At 43.2% G+C, this 18,387-nt stretch carries 17 protein-coding genes and 1 pseudogene; 11 read left to right on the forward strand and 7 right to left on the reverse strand.

The genetic code is table 11. The annotated features are described in order from the left end of the window. Window positions 1–684: 684 nt before the first annotated feature. The gene (locus tag AAEY78_RS10370; RefSeq protein ID WP_352339272.1) at window positions 685–1,119 is read left to right on the forward strand and encodes a COG4315 family predicted lipoprotein; all 435 of its coding nucleotides are present in this window, start codon (window positions 685–687) and stop codon (window positions 1,117–1,119) included. Between the two features lie 105 nt (window positions 1,120–1,224). Here AAEY78_RS10370 and AAEY78_RS10375 read toward each other — a convergent pair whose 3' ends face one another. Then, window positions 1,225–1,860: a YceI family protein gene (locus tag AAEY78_RS10375; RefSeq protein ID WP_352339273.1), complete on the reverse strand. Its 636-nt coding sequence runs from the start codon at window positions 1,858–1,860 to the stop codon at window positions 1,225–1,227. 468 nt (window positions 1,861–2,328) lie between these two features. Between AAEY78_RS10375 and AAEY78_RS10380 the strand changes: the two genes are divergently transcribed. After that, window positions 2,329–2,610 (forward strand): type B 50S ribosomal protein L31, encoded by a 282-nt coding sequence (locus AAEY78_RS10380; protein ID WP_062533921.1) that lies wholly within the window; start codon window positions 2,329–2,331, stop codon window positions 2,608–2,610. Between the two features lie 92 nt (window positions 2,611–2,702). On the opposite strand, the pseudogene AAEY78_RS10385 reads toward AAEY78_RS10380, so the two are convergent. The 4 genes and pseudogenes from AAEY78_RS10385 to AAEY78_RS10400 all read right to left on the reverse strand — a co-directional run. After that, window positions 2,703–3,239, reverse strand: a pseudogene (locus AAEY78_RS10385) (SGNH/GDSL hydrolase family protein); the annotation flags it as partial. A gap of 21 nt (window positions 3,240–3,260) precedes the next feature. Then, window positions 3,261–3,695 carry a hypothetical protein gene (locus AAEY78_RS10390; protein ID WP_352339274.1) on the reverse strand — a complete coding sequence of 145 codons (435 nt, stop codon included), beginning with the start codon at window positions 3,693–3,695 and terminating at the stop codon, window positions 3,261–3,263. Next, window positions 3,689–5,086, reverse strand: a complete 1,398-nt coding sequence (locus AAEY78_RS10395) for a nicotinate phosphoribosyltransferase (RefSeq protein ID WP_352339275.1) — start codon at window positions 5,084–5,086, stop codon at window positions 3,689–3,691. Before AAEY78_RS10395 ends, AAEY78_RS10390 begins: the two co-directional genes overlap by 7 nt. Before the next feature lie 188 nt (window positions 5,087–5,274). Then, the gene (locus tag AAEY78_RS10400; RefSeq protein WP_352339292.1) at window positions 5,275–6,324 is read right to left on the reverse strand and encodes a bifunctional nicotinamide-nucleotide adenylyltransferase/Nudix hydroxylase; all 1,050 of its coding nucleotides are present in this window, start codon (window positions 6,322–6,324) and stop codon (window positions 5,275–5,277) included. 469 nt (window positions 6,325–6,793) lie between these two features. Here AAEY78_RS10400 and nfuA point away from each other — a divergent pair, with 469 nt between their 5' ends. Both nfuA and AAEY78_RS10410 read left to right on the forward strand, forming a co-directional pair. After that, the gene (nfuA, locus tag AAEY78_RS10405; RefSeq protein WP_220464428.1) at window positions 6,794–7,468 is read left to right on the forward strand and encodes a Fe-S biogenesis protein NfuA; all 675 of its coding nucleotides are present in this window, start codon (window positions 6,794–6,796) and stop codon (window positions 7,466–7,468) included. A 227-nt stretch (window positions 7,469–7,695) separates the two neighbouring features. Beyond that, a complete protein-coding gene (locus AAEY78_RS10410) occupies window positions 7,696–9,018 on the forward strand; it encodes an O-acetylhomoserine aminocarboxypropyltransferase/cysteine synthase family protein (protein ID WP_352339276.1) in 1,323 nt (440 codons plus the stop codon). Between the two features lie 106 nt (window positions 9,019–9,124). Here the strand turns inward: AAEY78_RS10410 and AAEY78_RS10415 are convergent, their stop codons facing one another. Next, window positions 9,125–10,147 carry an adenosine kinase gene (locus tag AAEY78_RS10415; protein ID WP_352339277.1) on the reverse strand — a complete coding sequence of 341 codons (1,023 nt, stop codon included), beginning with the start codon at window positions 10,145–10,147 and terminating at the stop codon, window positions 9,125–9,127. Between the two features lie 145 nt (window positions 10,148–10,292). After that, window positions 10,293–11,279, reverse strand: coding sequence for a 16S rRNA (cytidine(1402)-2'-O)-methyltransferase (gene rsmI, locus AAEY78_RS10420; protein WP_352339278.1), 987 nt, complete (start codon window positions 11,277–11,279; stop codon window positions 10,293–10,295). A gap of 366 nt (window positions 11,280–11,645) precedes the next feature. Here rsmI and AAEY78_RS10425 point away from each other — a divergent pair, with 366 nt between their 5' ends. From AAEY78_RS10425 to hisD, 7 genes are all read left to right on the forward strand, one after another. Next, entirely contained in the window at window positions 11,646–12,083 is a 438-nt protein-coding gene (locus AAEY78_RS10425) for a YraN family protein (RefSeq protein WP_352339279.1), read from the forward strand. Window positions 12,084–12,255: 172 nt separating this feature from the next. Then, the gene (locus AAEY78_RS10430; protein ID WP_352339280.1) at window positions 12,256–12,930 is read left to right on the forward strand and encodes a BON domain-containing protein; all 675 of its coding nucleotides are present in this window, start codon (window positions 12,256–12,258) and stop codon (window positions 12,928–12,930) included. 58 nt (window positions 12,931–12,988) lie between these two features. Continuing rightward, window positions 12,989–13,978 carry an alpha/beta hydrolase gene (locus AAEY78_RS10435; protein ID WP_352339281.1) on the forward strand — a complete coding sequence of 330 codons (990 nt, stop codon included), beginning with the start codon at window positions 12,989–12,991 and terminating at the stop codon, window positions 13,976–13,978. Window positions 13,979–14,173: 195 nt separating this feature from the next. Beyond that, complete coding sequence (locus AAEY78_RS10440; RefSeq protein WP_310734139.1) at window positions 14,174–14,425, forward strand: BolA family protein; 252 nt, start codon at window positions 14,174–14,176, stop codon at window positions 14,423–14,425. 141 nt (window positions 14,426–14,566) lie between these two features. After that, window positions 14,567–15,835, forward strand: a complete 1,269-nt coding sequence (murA, locus tag AAEY78_RS10445) for a UDP-N-acetylglucosamine 1-carboxyvinyltransferase (protein ID WP_352339282.1) — start codon at window positions 14,567–14,569, stop codon at window positions 15,833–15,835. A 122-nt stretch (window positions 15,836–15,957) separates the two neighbouring features. After that, complete coding sequence (gene hisG / locus AAEY78_RS10450; RefSeq protein ID WP_352339283.1) at window positions 15,958–16,668, forward strand: ATP phosphoribosyltransferase; 711 nt, start codon at window positions 15,958–15,960, stop codon at window positions 16,666–16,668. A gap of 331 nt (window positions 16,669–16,999) precedes the next feature. Further along, window positions 17,000–18,295 carry a histidinol dehydrogenase gene (gene hisD, locus AAEY78_RS10455; RefSeq protein ID WP_352339284.1) on the forward strand — a complete coding sequence of 432 codons (1,296 nt, stop codon included), beginning with the start codon at window positions 17,000–17,002 and terminating at the stop codon, window positions 18,293–18,295. The last annotated feature ends 92 nt before the right edge of the window (window positions 18,296–18,387 follow it).

The following is an 18,387-nucleotide window of genomic DNA, read 5'->3' on the forward strand; positions in this document are numbered from 1 at the left end:
TTGTTATCATAGTGTTAAGTGTAGGTTGCGCACGAATGATTTAAGACAAAGTGTTTATTATTTTTATTATCACTACTCTCTAAAGTTTGATATGTTATTAGCTTGGCATTGATATGAGTGCGATTGTTATAGACTTCAATAGGACGCTGATATTGCTTGTCATCCTATACCTATGCCAAATTGGTAGTTATTGATATAGGTATTAATCTAATTATCATGTGTGTAGGTGTACTTATTAATAGCAGCAGATTAACAGGAGGGAATGTGCTAATTGCTATTAGCAAAACCATTGTATAAAAACTAAATGGTTGTATCGCAGTAAATACGTAAAAAGGTGAGTGAGTTTTGTCAGTGAGTGGCAGCGCCAGATACTTAAGCTTAGGTAATCATAATCAATTATAAAAAATGTTCATTAACGCTGAATTTGAGAAGAGAAAGACCTGAAAAACACCATAGATTTTTCCTGTATTTTTTGAATACAACTTTAGAGATATAAAGATATCTACATTGCTTATAAGGTTTGTAATATTTATAAACTTTTGTAAGTTAGGACAATGATAAAAGCAGAATCTTTTAGGGTTATGCTATATTTTATCCTGAAGTATTCACCTTCAATAGCAGGCAAGCGATGTACTGATTGCCTTTGAAAACTGAGCTATTATTTCTAATTATAAGGACATTACCATGAAACGTATTTTGCTATTATCAGCTCTAACAGGTGTTTTGGCAGTAACAGGCTGTTCAACTTTAAAAAATGTGGTAGGCAATGACACATCAGGTATGCACGATGTTCATAGTACCAATAACAATATGGCACCAGTGACCAGTAAAAATGGCATGTTAGTCGATTCAGTCAAGCATATGACATTATATACCTTTGACAAAGATTCAATGAATAAGTCTGACTGTGGTTCGGTTTGTATGGTAGCTTGGCCTGCATTTATGGCACCGAGTAATGCTAAAGCCTCTGGTCAATTTGCCGCCTTTAAACGTGAAGATGGTAAATATCAATGGGCGATGAATGGTAAACCGTTATATTTCTACGCTAATGATAAAGAAATGGGTGATAAGCACGGCGATAATAAAGGCGGCGTCTGGCATGTAGTGCCAGTTAGATAATAACCAGCTCGATGCTAATCCGTTAGATAAAATAATATGTCATCAAAAAAAAGCAGCCTATATAAAGGCTGCTTTTTTAATGGTTGCTGTTCTTATCACTTACTTTTATTTCGCTTTTTTCTCTATCAATTCGCCATCGATTTGAATCGGTACATTGGTAGTGATGCCTTGGGCAAATGCTGTCATACCATAAGCAGCACGGTCGATATTGCCTGTGGCACGAAAGCCAATCACTGGCTCTTTAGTCATTGGGCTTTTGCCAATCTTTTTAAGCGTCACATTTAAGGTAAGTGGCATGGTTTTACCCAGCAAGGTAAAGTCACCAGTAACCTTAGCTTGCTGCGGATTATAAAAATCAACTTTAGTAGATTTAAAGGTCATGGTTGGATATTTCGCCACGTTAAAGAATTCGTCTTTTCTTAAATGTTCATCACGTGCCGCCCATGCGGTATTAATACTATTGGTATCAATCACAAAGTTCATTTGAGTCTTATTGGGCGCTTTTATATTATAAGTCAGCGCGCCATCTACTTTATCAAAATGCCCCATAGTGGTAGAAAAGCCTAAATGCTCAACAGAAAAACCGACGCGCGTATGCGAGTTATCCAGCTGCCAGTTGGTTGGCAAAACGGCACTTGCCATGCTCGTCACTATCAACGCTGAGCTAAGTAGCAGGGTTTTAGGTAGCAGATTGTTAGACAGTAGGGCGTTAGACAGATATTTAGTCATAAAGTTAGTCATAAAAAGTGTCCTTTATAAGTCGTTAGAAAAATAGTGAGTCAGTATCATTGGTACTTTTTTAATAATATTGGGCAAACTGTGCTTATCTTTTATAACGTATTTATTAGCAAAAGTCAGTAGCTTTATGAAAGGCAACTTAACAATAGTAGCTGATTAAGCAAATTTGATAGGTGAGTAGTAGTAGATTTTGAGTTATTGATTGAATAGTTTTATATGGCTTTTACTTAGTATTTATAATGTCGTAACGCTTACTACGCTTGCATCCACTGCTAAAAACCGTTAAAATCGCGGTTTGATTTTCCCGCTGGGGAAAGGCTAAGTGAGCAGAGGTGTGGTGTTGGGTGCTGGAATAAGCCAGTGACGCAGCTGCCAGACTAGTAGATGTCCTTGGTGCCTCAGTTACGTATGTGCAGCCTGATAGCCAATGGGTTACTGTCTTGTATATACATCGGACATAGAGAGTTTATTATGCGTAAAGATATCCATCCTGATTACCATGACGTTTTATTTCATGACACTAACGCTGACGTGTTTTTCTTAACCCGTTCAACAGTTAAAACCAAAACCACTCGTGAATACGAAGGGTCAGAATATCCATACTACCCACTTGATATTTCAAGTGCGTCGCATCCATTCTATACTGGCGAACAACGCAAAACGTCTACTGAAGGTCGTGTTGCCAGCTTTAACAAACGTTTCGGCGCTTTTGGTGGTCGTAACAAGAAAGCTGATACTGATTCTGCTGAATAATTTATACTTATCGTATAAATGTATTTTGCTGAATGAAAAAAAACCGCTGAGTGATCAGCGGTTTTTTTGCGTTGTAGCTGACGTATCTTACGTTATATTGTTTCAGCGCTATGAGATGGGTTATCAAGTAAGGTGCCAATCAGCTCAGCAAGCTGTTCTGCCCAATAGCGATAGGCAATGCTGCTGGGATGAAAGCCGTCACTAGCAAACATGGCTGCCTTATCAAGTGGCGCGTCAGGATGGGCATTAATCGCATGAGCATGGTTTGCTGCCATTTGAGCAAAATCTGCTGCCATATAGTGCACGCTCTTATTCTGCTGACTAATGTGCTGACGACAAACGTGCTGTAACACGGCATCAAGCTGGGTGGCTTTTGCCCCTATAAAATGACTCAGCGGGGCGGGCAAGGCAGGCATTTGTGCCATTGGTGGTAGGCTACAAAATATCAGCTGACGCACACCGAATTTACGCTGAGCAATGGTAATAATCTCTGCTAATTGCTGTTGCCATTTGGCGGCTGAAATATTAGCCGTGGTGTCATTTACCCCAACGCTGATGACCATCACATCAACAGGTTGGCTAGGCGGGGCAAGGATATAAAGCCTTCGCGAAATATCAAAGCTGGTATGCCCAGTGGTCGCTTGTAGGCATCAGTTTAGTGCTTGAAATTGGTTATAGATAGTTTGCTGCTGCTGCAAAGCAGGTAGCAGATGACCAGATAATGCTTGCTGCTGAGTCGCACTACCAACGCCGGCGGCAGCTGAATCACCAACAATCATGATATTTAATGTAGGTAAATTAGCAGGCAAATTAGAAGTAGGCGAGCTGTCTATAACGGCATCTTTAGTAGCACGCAACTCAATATAGCCACATCTCGCGCCTTCTGGCTCAGGCAAGCGTACTGTATTTCGCTTCACTTTGCGCCCTTGATAGAGGTAAAGTGGGGCAAGAACGGCATGTTTTGCATGAACCGTTATTTTGGTGGCTTTTTGACCTTCTATAGTATCTGCCGGTTTATCTGCTGGCTGCTGTGCTGTTTTAGCCGATTTGTTAGCGGTCAGTTTACGAGCTAATGCGCCTACCATCCGGCACGCTCACGAATCGTAGTCAGACTGTCATCAATTAATAATTGACCATCAACATAGATGTCGCGTAATAAATTGTCTTGTTTATTATTTAACTCATCTGCTTTGATAGTGGATACATTGTCGCTAGTATCTTTAACTAATGCCAAGCGCCCTTTTTTGGAGCGTTTAGAATGGCTGGTAATTGGATCTTTATAAATATCTTTCCACACGCCATTAATAGAGATGGCGCTGGCTTTCATCGCCCAGCTCATGGTGTCGCGATTGACTTGTTGCAATAAGCCGCCGCCCATACCAAAGGTGATATTTTCCGCGCTAAAACCAGCTGCCAACACCACGTCAATGATTTTACCCAAGCTTTGCGGGCTGATACCATCACCTTGAATAATGCGCACGTAATCGGGCAATACTTTATAGCCTTTACTATTGACAGTCGTGCCAAATTTTACGGCTAAGCGCTCTAATGCTTCGCGTACTACCTTGGTTGGCTCGCCACTATCAGGTCGAATGACGAGCGTGCCGCCCATATTTTTGACGTCTTCTTTTAAGCTATCGCCCCAAATATTATCAATGGCATTCCATAAGTCATAGCTGTCAGATACCACAGAAAAGGCTTTACCGTCGCCACCAAATTGCGTAATCATATTAGCAAATGCCGCGGTTTCACCCTCGCGTCCCCATGCGGTCATGGTGCTGTGTTCAGCCGCTGGAATCGAAAACGCTGGCATGTCATTGGTCATTTGATACCAACGACTTGCTGCAACTAAAGCAGCCATAGAGTCGGTGCCAGCAAAATTGACCAAGTGCGCCAAGCTACCGAGCGCTACTGATTCATGACTTGACGCGCCACGCGACCCAAAATCATGCAAGCGGAATATTAATGAGTCGACATTATCAGCTGATTTTTCCAGCGCATCTCGAATAATGCCTTTGCAGTAATGCGACACGCTGGCAACGGTGGAGGGATACCAAATCGCGCGCAGCAATGCCGTCTCAATATAACTGGGCAGCCAATAAAATTCTGGATCCGTATTCACCACTTGGCACACCACATTGGACACTGGCACGATACTGCCTTCGGGTATTGCTTCAATACGTAATGGTAAAAACCCATGATGCTTATCGACCAAAAGCTCCCAACCAGCGCGGTTAAACGTTAAGCCATGCGCCTGAATAATGGTTTCCGCTTCATCAATATCTTGATGAGTAATGGGCGTGCTGAGATATTCTTTAATAAAGGCTTGTAAGCCAAAAAACACCACATCATAGTCACCGCCGCGCGCTTCAATATAGCTTGATAAATACTCACTGCCCGCTGGATATTGCACCCAATGCGAGGTCTTATAGCTGTCACTATTGAGGATTAAATTATTAAGATTGCTGGTATACATCCAAAAACTCCTCCATTTATTTATGGCTTATTGTGACAAAGGTACGGCTTATTATTTATTCATAGTCGTTTTATTAATGGCTAATTATTAACTTATTAATGATATTTCTTGCTACCACTGATTTGCCGCACTGATTGATATTGCCAAGGTGAATAAAATACAATTTATAGCCCGTTTTATAGCTAATACTATAGCCCGACCATTTTGGTAATGATGGCGTAATGATCTTCAAACATCATGGTGGCATCTAGCTCTGCAAGCGGCAACCAAAATGCTTTTGCCGCATCATCACCACCTTGCACTTGAGGTAGACCATTGGCATCATTTTTTAGCTGAAAATAAAAGGCTTGGGTAATGGTGCGCCCACGAGCCGAGCGGTATGGGTCATCAAAAGTATGTTGGCTGTGACAAGAGCCGCGCAATATGGGCTCAGGAATATTAAGGCAGGTTTCTTCACGCAGCTCACGAATACAGGCGTCAAATAAAGTCTCTTTGGCATCCAAAAATCCGCCCGGCAATGCCCATAGTCCGCGTCCGGGCATGCTACGACGCTCAATTAATAGGATATGTCCTGATTGTACAACCAGCGCATCAGCGGTCATAAAGATTGGTGGATAAGGGGCAGAGTTCCACTTCTTTTTATATTTATCAATAAAGCCTGCTTCTTCATGCAAGGAGGCATAGTCGGCTGTTTTTTTGAATGCTTTAAGTACTTGACGGGTTGATTCAGGGGTACGCTCAGGAATTGGCAATGCGCCCATCAAGTAGCCATCACGAATGGGCGTGGCGGAGAGGTTATGATAATTGGGTACAGAAACCGATGCCCAGTTGGGGAATAATGACAAATAATAAGAAGAGCTGTCTTTAGAATGTCCAATTAAACCAATATCGGCAGTCAAGTCGCCCGTCACTGTTTTGATTGCCGCTTGCACATATTGGAGCCAGCGCGTGTCATTATAAAGCGCATCGTCTAGACCCACGCAGTGTATCCGCGCCGCGTCATCTTGTGAATAAGCGCCTTTAATCATCTCAGCGCGTTCTGATACAGTAAAGGGATTGCGTAAGCTGCGCGGTAAATTCGCCGAACCAATCAGCATAATGACGTTATCTGCGCGTTTTAATGCCTCATCAATCACCGCTTTATGCCCGCGATGAAAAGGCTGAAAACGCCCGATAAAGACTAGATACTGATAATGCTTGCTATCTTGTTCGATATTTTGTGCCGTATCTTCAGTTATCACAGCTGATTCTGGATTAAGGATGCTCTCTGAATTGGGGCTTGATGAAGTACTCACGCAATCTCCTTTGACGTTATTATCGTATTCATTATTAATTATGAGGGTTGTAAGGGTGAAAGTAGCTGGCGTTAATGATGTATTCAGGTTAAAAAATATTTATAGATAGTGGCGGAGTATGAGGGGTATTGTCAATTGTTAAACGTAACGACCGCTGAAGTTAATGACGGTATCATTCTTATCTGGTAGCTATTTATCCTCTGCTTGATAATCGCGATGTCCGCCTTAAGATAGAAGCTATACATTTTATCTTATCATCAGAAAAACCAAATCTGTCTATAGATAGAAGATAACTTTAATTCACAGTAGCGCAGTCGGAATTAAGCGCTGAGTGCGTTATAATAACCAGCATAAATGGACTGTCATCACGTCTACTCCAAATAAATAAGGAACTCTTATGAGTGAGCACAATATGAGTGAGAATAATCCAACCGCTACTGCGCCTACTGATTATGAATCGGCATTAGATGTTGAGCAAACTGATATTAAAAGTAGTATTACAATTACCGAATCAGCCCAAGGTTATTTGGCTGATTTGCTCTCCAAGCAAGATACCGATGGTATCGGCGTGCGTATTTTTGTTGAGCATCCGGGTACACCACGTGCCGAATGCTGTATGGCTTATAATCAGCCGGGCGAAGAAGACAGTGCCGATTTACAATTTAGCTATGAGCATTTTTCTGCCTTTATCGATGCCGCGTCTGTGCCATATTTAGAAGATGCCGTGATTGATTATAATAAAGACCGTTTTGGTGGTCAGCTGACCTTCCGTGCACCAAACTCTAAAGTGCCTAAAGTGGGTGCTGATGCCAGTGTTGAAGAGCGTATCAACTATGTCTTGCAGTCCGAAATTAATCCAGGATTAGCCGCGCATGGTGGTGATGTGCAGTTGCTTGAGCTGATTAATGAAGAAGGTATTGGCTTAACAGCGGTATTAAAATTCGGCGGCGGTTGTCAAGGTTGTTCAGCGGTCGACATGACTTTGCGTCAAGGGGTTGAGGTTCAGCTAAAACAGCAAATACCGGAGCTTACGCAAGTTATTGATGAGACGGATCATACGCGTACTGAAAATGCCTACTATAAATAAAGATTAAGGGTGTCCTGAGAAATATTATGTTTCTTACTACTTATGAATATTATTCATTAATAGATTAGGTTTTCGCTATTACTTTCATAAGAGAGCTGGGTTATGATTAACTCAGCTTTTTTTTATGACTATTGTTTGGGTAATTGATCTTTCAAAGATGATTGATAGTCAATATTTTTAATGACTCACTTTACTGAGTGCTTTCTATTAATAATAAGGAAATGATAATGAGTGATGGACAACCAGATATTCCAAAAACAAATCCGAAAACAAATTCTCAGCATTTAGAAACTCTTGCCATTCATGCTGGATATACAGTAGAGCCGACGACCAAAGCGGTTGCCGTGCCCATTTATCATACCAGCTCGTATGCGTTTGATGATACGCAGCATGGAGCGGATTTGTTTGATTTAAAAGTAGCCGGTAATATTTATACGCGTATTATGAATCCAACCAATGCGGTATTAGAGGAGCGTGTGGCGGCGCTTGAGGGCGGGATTGGAGGACTTGCTGTGGCGTCAGGTATGGCGGCGATTACTTATACCATTCAGACCATTTGTGAAGTGGGCGATAATATTGTTACGGTATCGACATTATATGGCGGTACTTATAATTTATTTGCCCATGCCTTGCCGCGTCAAGGGATTGAAGTGCGCTTTTTTGACCACCGTAATCCTGAGTCTATCCGCGCTTTAATTGACGATAAAACCAAGATGGTTTTTGCAGAAAGTATCGGCAATCCACTGGGTAATATTGTTGATATTCAAGCGCTCAGTGATATTGCCCATGAATACGGTGTGCCATTAGTGATTGATAATACGGTTGCCACACCTGCGATTTGCCGCCCGTTTGATTTTGGTGCTGATATTGTGGTGCATTCATTAACCAAATATATGAGTGGCACGGGTACGTCCATTGGCGGGGCAATTATTGATAGTGGCACGTTCCCTTGGGGTGATTATCCGGAGCGTTTTCCAATTCTGAATACGCCCGATGCCAGTTATCATGGCGTGAATTTCGTCAAAGATATTGGCGCTGCAGCATTTATCGCGCGTGCACGTGTTGCACCCCTTCGTAATACAGGCGCGGCACTTAGCCCGTTAAATGCCTTTAGTATCATGCAAGGGATGGAAACGCTTAGTTTACGCATGGAGCGTCATGTACAAAATGCGCAAGCGGTTGCTGAATATCTACGTGACCATGAAAAAGTCGCATGGGTAAAATATGCCGGTTTGCCTGAGCACCCAGATTACGAATTGGCGCAGCGTTATATGAAAGGTACGCCGTCGGCGATTTTGACTTTTGGCGTCAAAGGAGATCGAGATGCAGGGGCGCGCTTTATTGATGCATTGCAGCTGTTTACCAGACTGGTTAATATCGGTGATGCAAAATCATTGGCTTGCCATCCAGCAACCACCACCCATCGTCAGCTAAACGAGCAAGAATTGGCACAAGCTGGGGTTAGTAAAGATATGGTACGCCTATCTATCGGCATTGAGCATATTGACGATATTAAGGCGGACTTGGAACAAGCATTAGCCGCTGCTTAGTTTTAGACAAAATTTAAAAGTGAGCACTAAAAAAACCCATATCAATCTGATATGGGTTTTTAATGATTTAAATCTTAGATGTTTAAGTTTTCAAACGGTTAAACGGTCAAACGGTTAACACGCGGCGCGCAATATCTTGATAGTCTTGCGGTGCCAAGCGTGGACCGAACTGCTGAATCACTTGCGCAGATACTTCGCTGGCAAGTCGCCCACATTCTGGCAAGCTATAATGCTGTGATAGCGCATATAAGAACGCGCCAGCATAGTTATCGCCTGCGCCATTGGTATCAATCACATCGCTAACGGCTGGTGTCGCAACTTCATGAATAATAATGTCGCCATCTTCTTGCACTGGCTTTTGCACGATTACAGCACCATTTGCGCCATCGGTGACTACGGCAATTTGACAGTGCTCAAGTAAGGCACGTGCGGCAGCCTTCAATTGTTTTTTGTCCGTGAACAGTCGTGCCTCTTCGCTATTGCAGAAAATAACCGCAACTTTATTGCCAAGCATATTAAGCAAACCGTCTTTGGCAAATTTTACGACGGCTGGGTCAGCAAAGCTCACCGCGATTTTGGTGCCATGAATGCCTGCTTGTTGGCGCAGCTGGGTCATCGCAGGTTGAATGCTTTCAGACATTGCCAAGTAACCTTCTAAATACAGCCACTCAGCACTCACTAAGGCATCAAAATTTACGTTTTCAGCGGTGATATCACTTGAGGTGCCAAGATAAGTTTGCATGGTACGCTCGCCGTCTTCCGTCACCGCCACCACGCAAGAGCCAGTCACACCACCTGTATGAATAGACTTTTCTGAGGTTGCCACGCCAGCATTATGCAAATCTTGCAGATAAAAAGTACCTTGTTTATCATCGCCCACACGGCACGCATAAAATGGCTTACCACCCAAGCTGGCAAAGGTAAACATAGTATTAGCTGCTGAGCCACCGCCCGCTTGTTTCGTCGGTTTAATATTTGCCAATTGAAAATAAGCCAAGAGCTGCTGCTGCTCTTCAATCGCTGCCAACGTCATATTACCTTTGGTCAGTTCAGTCTCATCTAACGCCGCATCGCTTAACACATATTCATGGTCGACTAGCGCATTACCTATTGCCATCACATCGTACATTGCTTATTTCCCTCAGCTTTATTATAAAAAAATGAAACCACTATTAATAAACCAATTTATAAAGTCAGTAATTTTAAAAACACGTAACCTTGAAAGTGCGTGACATTAAAAAACTATAACGTTAAAAAAAAATTGCCAGTAGCGTTTACTGAGCCGCTTGTAGCTCAAGTAAACGCTGATATAAAGCGTTTTTCTTTACACCAGTGATATCAGCGGCGAGTGCGGCGGCTTTTTTAACAGACAAATCTAATAATAAACGCTGCAATAACGTATCGTGTACGCTGATATCGTCATCATCCTGTGCGGAATGATTGCCAGCGACTACCACTACCATCTCGCCACGTTGTTGATTGTCATCGGCTTTTACAAATTCAACCAATTCACCAAGGGTTGATTTCTGTACTGTCTCAAAGGTCTTGGTCAACTCACGGCAAAACGTCACACTGCGCGCAGCCCCAAATATCGCTGCCATATCTTCTAAACTGGTAATAATGCGATGCGGCGCTTCATAAAATATCAGCGTTTCGGTACGTGCCTGCAATGCCGTCAGTTGCTTTTGGCGACCATGGCTTTTTGCCGGTAAAAAGCCAATAAAGCTAAAGCGGTCAGAGGGCAAGCCAGCTACTGACAATGCGGCAATCGCAGCAGACACGCCAGCAATCGGTGATACAGTGACGCCAGCGGCATGCGCGGCTTGTACCAATTGATAGCCCGGGTCACTAACTAATGGCGTTCCGGCATCACTAATGAGTGCCACGGAATAGCCTTGTTGAATCATCTCAATAATTTTGGGGGTTTGAATGGCACTATTGTGCTCATGATATGCCCACAGCTTATTGTGACCTTTTTTATTATCTGCGCTATCAGACGAATCACTATCAGTGTTTTTATTGGCAATGTTGTTATTATTATTAGAGGAATTATCAGCGTTTTTATCGGTAGTATTATCTTTAGCAGCTTTGGTATCAATGCCAAAATAAGACAGTAATTTGCCCGAGGTGCGTGTGTCTTCACAAGCGATGATCGCGACTTGCTTTAGGATATCAATCGCGCGCGGCGTCATATCTTGCATATTACCAATAGGGGTAGCAACGATATATAGACAAGCCGGCATCGTGGTGGGGGTAGACATGAAAACCTCTTTAGCACAGTAATAAGAATAAATAGAAAGAATACGAGCCAAACGGCTACATTAAGCGATGTGCGTACTGAGCCAGCATGGAAAACGTAAACGCGCAAAGGGTATTAGTTTAGCATGATGTGCTATGATAAATCTGAAATGCTGGTTGGGTCAGCTATCATTTTTATTGGCAATAACTAGGGAATGAGTGGGAATAAATACGAATGAACGGTCATAACAAACTCTTAATACCACTGTATGTGCAATTAGATTTAAGATACACAAGCAAGTAGTTATCATTCTTTATTCATATCCTTTAGTAAATAAAATTAATGAATAAATAAAATCATTTCGTATCAGCATAAGAGTCATTATCCAATGGCAGCAAGAATGGCGTTAAATGCGCCAAAACAGCGACAAGGTGGTCAATTCGAGCAGCATGCCTGTCAGTTTCTGCAGCAACACAGGCTGACGCTTATCGCTCGTAACTGGCAGCAGCCAAACATTGGCGAGCTCGATTTGGTCATGTTAGAGCAGGGCAAATCATGGTCGACCCTCGTTTTTATTGAAGTACGCCAACGGGTGCGCTCAGGGTTTGGCGATGCTGCTTTAACGGTCACACCTGCCAAACAACGTAAAATTATTAAAACCGCGCAATGTTTTTTACAGCAGCATCCGCACTATGCCGACTATGAGTGCCGTTTTGATGTGATTGCTTATAATACCCAACGCACTGATAACGCAAAAACATATTATCAAACAGAAAAGTACCAACCTGAATGGATAAAAGGTGCGTTTATCACTTCGGCATGGTAGCGTTAAAATAGTAGATTTAATGACAAATAGCAGATTTAATAACCAGCTGCATTACTCCAACAATATGCCGTTACCAAATACCTAACCGCCCACCATAAAATTTGAGTAAAGTAATCGCAATAACTGTCCTGTACTATCCCGATCTATTTAACACTGTCTTATGAGGTAAATAATGACAAGGATGCATTCGCTCACATCTTCTATCACCCCGCGCCGCGCTATGATAGGCGTTCTTATCACCGCTTGCCTCATAAGTACCGGTTGTGCCACCAATTATTTGACCAATAGTACCGAGGGCACTTATGGCGTGCCTGTCACTGAGCGCACTATCCCTCAGCGCCTCCTTGATAGAAGCATTGAGCATACTGCAAAAGTGAACATCTATGGGCTGCAAGAAAATCTACAACAAGACAGCCGCATTAGTATCAATAGTTTTTATAGCGAAGTGCTATTATTAGGTGAAGTGCCATCCGAAGACATTAAGACGCAAAGTGAAAAAGTGCTCGGCTCTATGCCCGATGTGCGCCGCGTCTATAATGAGTTAAAGGTTAGTGTTTCAAAAGGCTACAGCTCAACTGTTCACGATGGCTATATCACAACCAAGTTACTAGCAAGGGTTACCGCCAATAACGGAATTAAAGCGTCACAAATTAAAATCGTAACCAATGATGGCGTGGTCTATGTAATGGGACGAATGACCCCCTCGCAGCAAAGCTTGCTTATTGATATGGCAAATAATACCGTCGGAATTACCGAGTTGGTACTGTTAACCACCTTAATGAATGAGTACGGCGCCCCCATTGATGAAGCAGATATTATGTCGGAAACCAGCCCACCAGCGTCATAACGGAACGGAAACGGATAAATCCGCAAGTTATCGTGCATAGCGAATAAGGATGCTTAAGATGACCAGTCATGGTATGAGTCAAACTATAAATAAATATAGTAACGCTACTTTTAATAATGGCAGCGCAACATCACCTTCATTATCGCGTTCATTTATTCGTTATAGCTGGACTGGGTTACTCATCGTGGGCACTCTCTTTTTGGCAACCCAGCAAGCACAGGCATTTTCGGTTTTGGGCGTGTTAAATAGCGTGAGTGTGACCGGCGGTGTTGGCGTCAGTAAAGATATCCTATATGGTGACGCGCCATTGCAGGATTTGGATATCTATTATCCTAAGCCGTTAGCGCAAGCCATGCATAGCCAACAGCCTATTGCTGCCAGCTATCCCATGGTGGTATTTGTGCATGGCGGCTCGTGGGAAAGTGGCAATAAAGAAGAATATGCGTTTGTGGGTAAAAGTTTTGCTCAAGCAGGCTATGTCACTGCTGTGATTAATTACCGCAAAGCGCCCGAGCACCTTTATCCTGATTATGTTAAGGACACGGCACGTGCGATTGCGTGGAGTTATCGTAATGCGTCAAGATTTCATGCCAATCCGCAGCGCTTAGCGGTTGTGGGTCACTCGGCAGGTGCGTTTAATGCCGTTGCTGCCATTGCTAATGAAGATTTTTTAGCGCCTTATGGTATGAAACCCAGTGATATTCGCGCAGTGGTTGGTATTGCCGGTCCTTATAGCTATGACTTTCGCAAATTTAGCAGTGCCAGCGCCTTTCCTGCGACGGCAACCCCTGATAAGGTGATGCCGGATAGACAGATTAAAGGGAAACAGCCACCTTATCTGTTATTAACCGCTGAAAATGATAAAGTCGTTTATGCGCAAAATACGCTTAATATGACCCAAGCGTTAAAAAATCATGGCGCTACTGTAGAGACGGGTGTGATTAAAGGTGCTAGTCATGCCACCAGTATTGGTGCGATGGCGTCGCCACTGCGCTGGGTCAATGATGTACGGGCGCAAGTGCTACAGTATTTGGCGACCAAACAATAACAGTCACAGAACAATGATGGCAATGGAACAAGTATAAGAGTAGTCGATACACGCCGTTAATAAATCTTATACGCAATCGAGTAATAAATAACCGTGTGACAGTACTGCTACAGCTGCCAACTCTTGTTATAATGGCGTCCTATTTAACCCCATTCTATGGTAAAGCGCACTTTTACTAATAAAACAGGTATTCCTATGAGCATGAACGCTGACGATTTAATTGCATTTTTACAGCCGCATTTTCCAGAGGCTTTTATTCAAGCTGCCAATCAAGGCAATAAATTTGATGTGCGCGTGGTTGATGCAAGCTTTGAGGGCAAACGTTCTGTTCAACGCCAACAGGCTATTTACGCGCTTGTTAATGATAAAATTGCCAGCGGTGATATTCATGCGCTTAATATTCAAGCATTAACCCCAGCTGAATGGGATGTTCAATCAAAAGGCTAAGTAAGTCTTAAGTTAAAGGCTGTTAAGGCTAAACCGTTTTATGCGGTTGCTTGATAGTTGCTTAAGAATTACGTTTAGCCAGTTTCACCTTCATTTTTTATACTTATTATTTTTCACACTTATCGTTAGGTTGTCACTTTTATGGATCAATTTTTAATCACTGGTAGCAGTCGTATTGCAGGGGAAGTTACTATTTCAGGCGCTAAAAATGCCGCGTTGCCGTTATTGGCGGCGATGATATTGGCAGAGACGCCGATGACTTTGCATAATGTACCGTCACTGCAAGATGTGCGCACCTTGATTGAATTGATCAGTGGCATGGGCATTGCGATTCAAAAACAAGACGATACCGTCACCTGCGATACCAAAAACATTGACAATTTTTATGCGCCGTATGATTTGGTCAGAACCATGCGTGCCTCTATCTTAGTGCTTGGTCCCTTGCTGGCACGTTTTGGTGAAGCAGAAGTGTCATTACCGGGCGGTTGTGCCATTGGCTCACGTCCTGTCGACCAACATCTAAAAGCGTTTGAAGCGATGGGCGCGACCATTGTTGTTGAAAATGGTTATGTTAAAGCCCAAGCGCCAAAAGGTGGCAAACTGCTTGGCTGTCATTTCTCTTTTGACATGATTACTGTTGGCGGTACTGAAAATGTCATTATGGCAGCTGCGCTTGCCAAAGGTACTACGGTATTAGGTAACTGTGCGCTTGAGCCAGAAGTGGTTGACTTGGCAAATATGTTGGTCGCTATGGGCGCAAAAATCAGCGGTATTGGTACCGCAACCATGACCATCGAAGGCGTTGAGCGTTTGCATGGTTGTGAGTATTCTGTCGTACCTGACCGTATTGAAACGGGCTCGTATTTAGCAGGCGCATTAATGACCCGCGGTGATGTATTGACCAAGAACACCAACGCTTTACTATTGTCTCCGGTACTTGAGAAATTCGAAGCGATGGGCGCTATCATCACTACGGGTGACGATTGGATTCGCGCGCAAATGAGTGGTCGTCCGTTACCGGTCGACATTCGTACTCAGGCGCATCCTGGCTTTCCGACTGATATGCAGGCACAGCTAATGGCGGTTTGTTGTCTTGCCGATGGTACCAGCACTATTATTGAAAATATTTTTGAAAATCGCTATATGCACGTGCCAGAGCTGAATCGTTTGGGTGCTTCTATCCAAGTTGATGGTCATACTGCTGTGGTAAAAGGCGTTGAATGCTTTACGGCTGCGCCCGTGATGGCAACAGATTTGCGCGCTTCAATGTCATTAGTAATGGCAGCGGCAGCCGCAGAAGGCGAGAGCTTGATTGATCGCATTTATCATATTGACCGTGGTTATGAACATGTTGAAGACAAACTGCGCGCGCTTGGTGTTAATATCCAACGTATTAATACCAATGACTAGTTATTAGCAGTCATCCGTAACACGATGACGTATTGTTAATAACTACCAATAAATAGCTTAATAAATCAATAAAAAGCAAAAGCAATAGATATCACAGAATCGCAACCGGACAAGATGCCCCTATGACTGAAAACAATAAGACTGCGCAGCCCGAAGCCTTGCCAGCCGACACATTATTAAATGAAGTAAATGATGCGTTTACTGGCTTAACGTTAGCTTTGTCTAAAGGGCGTATTTTAGAAGAGACCATGCCATTATTACGTGCCGCAGGGATTGAGTTGTTAGAGGACCCTGAAGCGTCGCGAAAGCTTATCTTCCCAACGTCAAACCCAAATGTTCGGGTTTTGATTTTGCGTGCCAGCGATGTACCTACCTATGTCGAGCACGGTGCGGCAGATTTTGGTGTCGCGGGTAAAGATGTGTTACTTGAGCATGGTGCCAATCATGTTTATGAATTATTGGATTTGCAAATTGCTCGATGTAAGCTAATGACCGCTGGCGTTAAGGGCGCACCTTTACCCAATCGTCGTCTGCGTATTGCAACCAAATACGTCAATGTAGCGCGTGCTTATTTTGCCAGTCAAGGTCAGCAGGTTGATGTTATTAAGCTGTATGGTTCGATGGAGCTTGCGCCTTTAGTTGGCTTAGGCGATCTTATTGTCGACGTGGTTGATACAGGTAATACGCTGATTGCCAATGGTCTAGAGCCGCTTGAGCATATCTGTGATGTGTCGTCGCGTTTGATTGTCAATCAGGTCAGTTATAAGCGTAAGTTTGCGTTGCTTGAGCCTATTTTAGACAGTTTTAAGAACAGCATTGCCGCTACTGCTTAATAGCTGATTGATATTGCTATCCGTGATATAAAAAGTATGTTATATAATATAAAACCAGTTTAGAGCGGCAATAGAAATAGAGCATGCTAAACTGGTTTTATTGTGTCTGCTAATTTATTTCTGCGGATTATTTTTTTCAGAAAACGGTCTATTTTTGCGATATCATTTTTAACCATTATTATTAATAGTTGTTATCATTAAGTATTAACCTCATTACTATCATTACTTATTTAGATAAAGCAGGACGCTTTATTGAAGTAGTGGTCTATTCATTATTTATTAATCATTTGTTTTTGGAGCCGTATCTCTCGCTCACTCATAGGATGAAGTCATGCGCCAGTTAAGTAGTCAAGATGCCGATTTTGAACAGCAATTAAGCGATTTATTAGCCTTTGAAACGGTTAATGATGCCCAGTTATTAACCACGGTCGATGATATCATTGCACAAGTGCGCCATGGTGGAGACAGCGTGGTATTGGCATTGACACAGCAATTTGATCAGCATCCCGCCACCTCAATGGGTGAGTTAGAGCTGACTCAAGAAGCACTTGCTGACGCCTTTGCTAATCTTGATGATGAGGTAAGAGAGGCATTAACCACGGCTGCCACGCGTGTGCAGACCTTCCATGAGCGCCAAGTACAAGAAACTTGGCAATATGAAGATGAGCTGGGCAATCGCTTAGGGCAAAAGGTCACGCCGCTTGATAGAGTTGGTATTTATGTACCGGGCGGATTGGCATCTTATCCCTCATCAGTACTCATGAATGCGATTCCTGCTAAAGTGGCTGGCGTGTCTGAAGTGATTATGGCCGTGCCTGCGCCAAAAGGTGTGCTTAATCCTTTAGTATTAGCAGCCGCGCATTTGGCAAAAGTGGATCGCGTTTTTACGATTGGTGGCGCGCAAGCAGTAGCGGCATTGGCGTATGGCACAGATAGTATTCCGCAAGTAGATAAGATCACGGGTCCCGGCAATAAATATGTTGCTGCCGCTAAACGCGCTGTGTTCGGGCAAGTAGGCATTGATATGATTGCCGGACCATCTGAGGTGCTGGTTTATGCGGAAGGGCAGTTCGATGATCGTGCTGATTGGCTGGCAATGGATTTATTGTCCCAAGCTGAGCACGACCGGATTGCGCAAGCTATTTTTGTGACGACGAGTAGTGCGCAATTAGCGGAAGTTGCCGCAGAGATTGAAAAAGCATTAGCCGAATTGCCAAAAGCAGATATTGCCCGTGATTCATTGCAAAATCGTGGCGCATTGATTTTGGTGAAAGACCGTGCTGAGGGCATGAGTGTGATCAATCGCGTTGCCCCTGAACATTTAGAATTATCAGTTGATGACCCTGATGCGCTGCTTGCTGACATTCGCCACGCTGGAGCTATTTTTATGGGTCGTCATACGCCTGAAGCCATTGGCGATTATTGTGCTGGACCCAATCACGTTTTGCCAACATCAGGTACCGCACGATTCTCATCGCCACTTGGCGTGTATGACTTTCAAAAGAAAACCTCGCTTATTTATTGCAGCAAAAGTGGCTGTCAGCCTCTGGCAAGAACCGCAGATATCTTAGCGCAAAATGAAGATTTAGATGCGCACGCGCGCTCAGCACGCTATCGTTATCAATGATAACGGTTAAGTGCTGCAAATTTTTCTTATGTCGTTAATCATTCATATGACTTAGTCAATTAAGCTGAGCAGAATAATATAAGTAGGATAAA

The organism is Psychrobacter sp. 16-MNA-CIBAN-0192 (genome assembly GCF_040309565.1).
In the GTDB taxonomy this organism is placed as follows: Bacteria; Pseudomonadota; Gammaproteobacteria; order Pseudomonadales; family Moraxellaceae; genus Psychrobacter.

What these genes read in the sequence shown, in the direction of transcription:
- AAEY78_RS10380 (WP_062533921.1), top strand. Translation starts at nt 2,329, where the DNA reads ATGCGTAAAGATATCCATCCTGATTACCATGACGTTTTATTTCATGAC.
- AAEY78_RS10440 (WP_310734139.1), top strand. Translation starts at nt 14,174, where the DNA reads ATGAGCATGAACGCTGACGATTTAATTGCATTTTTACAGCCGCATTTT.
- AAEY78_RS10370 (WP_352339272.1), top strand. Translation starts at nt 685, where the DNA reads ATGAAACGTATTTTGCTATTATCAGCTCTAACAGGTGTTTTGGCAGTA.
- AAEY78_RS10425 (WP_352339279.1), top strand. Translation starts at nt 11,646, where the DNA reads ATGGCAGCAAGAATGGCGTTAAATGCGCCAAAACAGCGACAAGGTGGT.
- AAEY78_RS10395 (WP_352339275.1), bottom strand. Translation starts at nt 5,086, where the DNA reads ATGTATACCAGCAATCTTAATAATTTAATCCTCAATAGTGACAGCTAT.
- AAEY78_RS10410 (WP_352339276.1), top strand. Translation starts at nt 7,696, where the DNA reads ATGAGTGATGGACAACCAGATATTCCAAAAACAAATCCGAAAACAAAT.
- hisG (WP_352339283.1), top strand. Translation starts at nt 15,958, where the DNA reads ATGACTGAAAACAATAAGACTGCGCAGCCCGAAGCCTTGCCAGCCGAC.
- nfuA (WP_220464428.1), top strand. Translation starts at nt 6,794, where the DNA reads ATGAGTGAGAATAATCCAACCGCTACTGCGCCTACTGATTATGAATCG.
- AAEY78_RS10390 (WP_352339274.1), bottom strand. Translation starts at nt 3,695, where the DNA reads ATGGTAGGCGCATTAGCTCGTAAACTGACCGCTAACAAATCGGCTAAA.
- hisD (WP_352339284.1), top strand. Translation starts at nt 17,000, where the DNA reads ATGCGCCAGTTAAGTAGTCAAGATGCCGATTTTGAACAGCAATTAAGC.
- AAEY78_RS10435 (WP_352339281.1), top strand. Translation starts at nt 12,989, where the DNA reads ATGACCAGTCATGGTATGAGTCAAACTATAAATAAATATAGTAACGCT.
- AAEY78_RS10415 (WP_352339277.1), bottom strand. Translation starts at nt 10,147, where the DNA reads ATGTACGATGTGATGGCAATAGGTAATGCGCTAGTCGACCATGAATAT.
- rsmI (WP_352339278.1), bottom strand. Translation starts at nt 11,279, where the DNA reads ATGTCTACCCCCACCACGATGCCGGCTTGTCTATATATCGTTGCTACC.
- murA (WP_352339282.1), top strand. Translation starts at nt 14,567, where the DNA reads ATGGATCAATTTTTAATCACTGGTAGCAGTCGTATTGCAGGGGAAGTT.
- AAEY78_RS10430 (WP_352339280.1), top strand. Translation starts at nt 12,256, where the DNA reads ATGACAAGGATGCATTCGCTCACATCTTCTATCACCCCGCGCCGCGCT.
- AAEY78_RS10375 (WP_352339273.1), bottom strand. Translation starts at nt 1,860, where the DNA reads ATGACTAACTTTATGACTAAATATCTGTCTAACGCCCTACTGTCTAAC.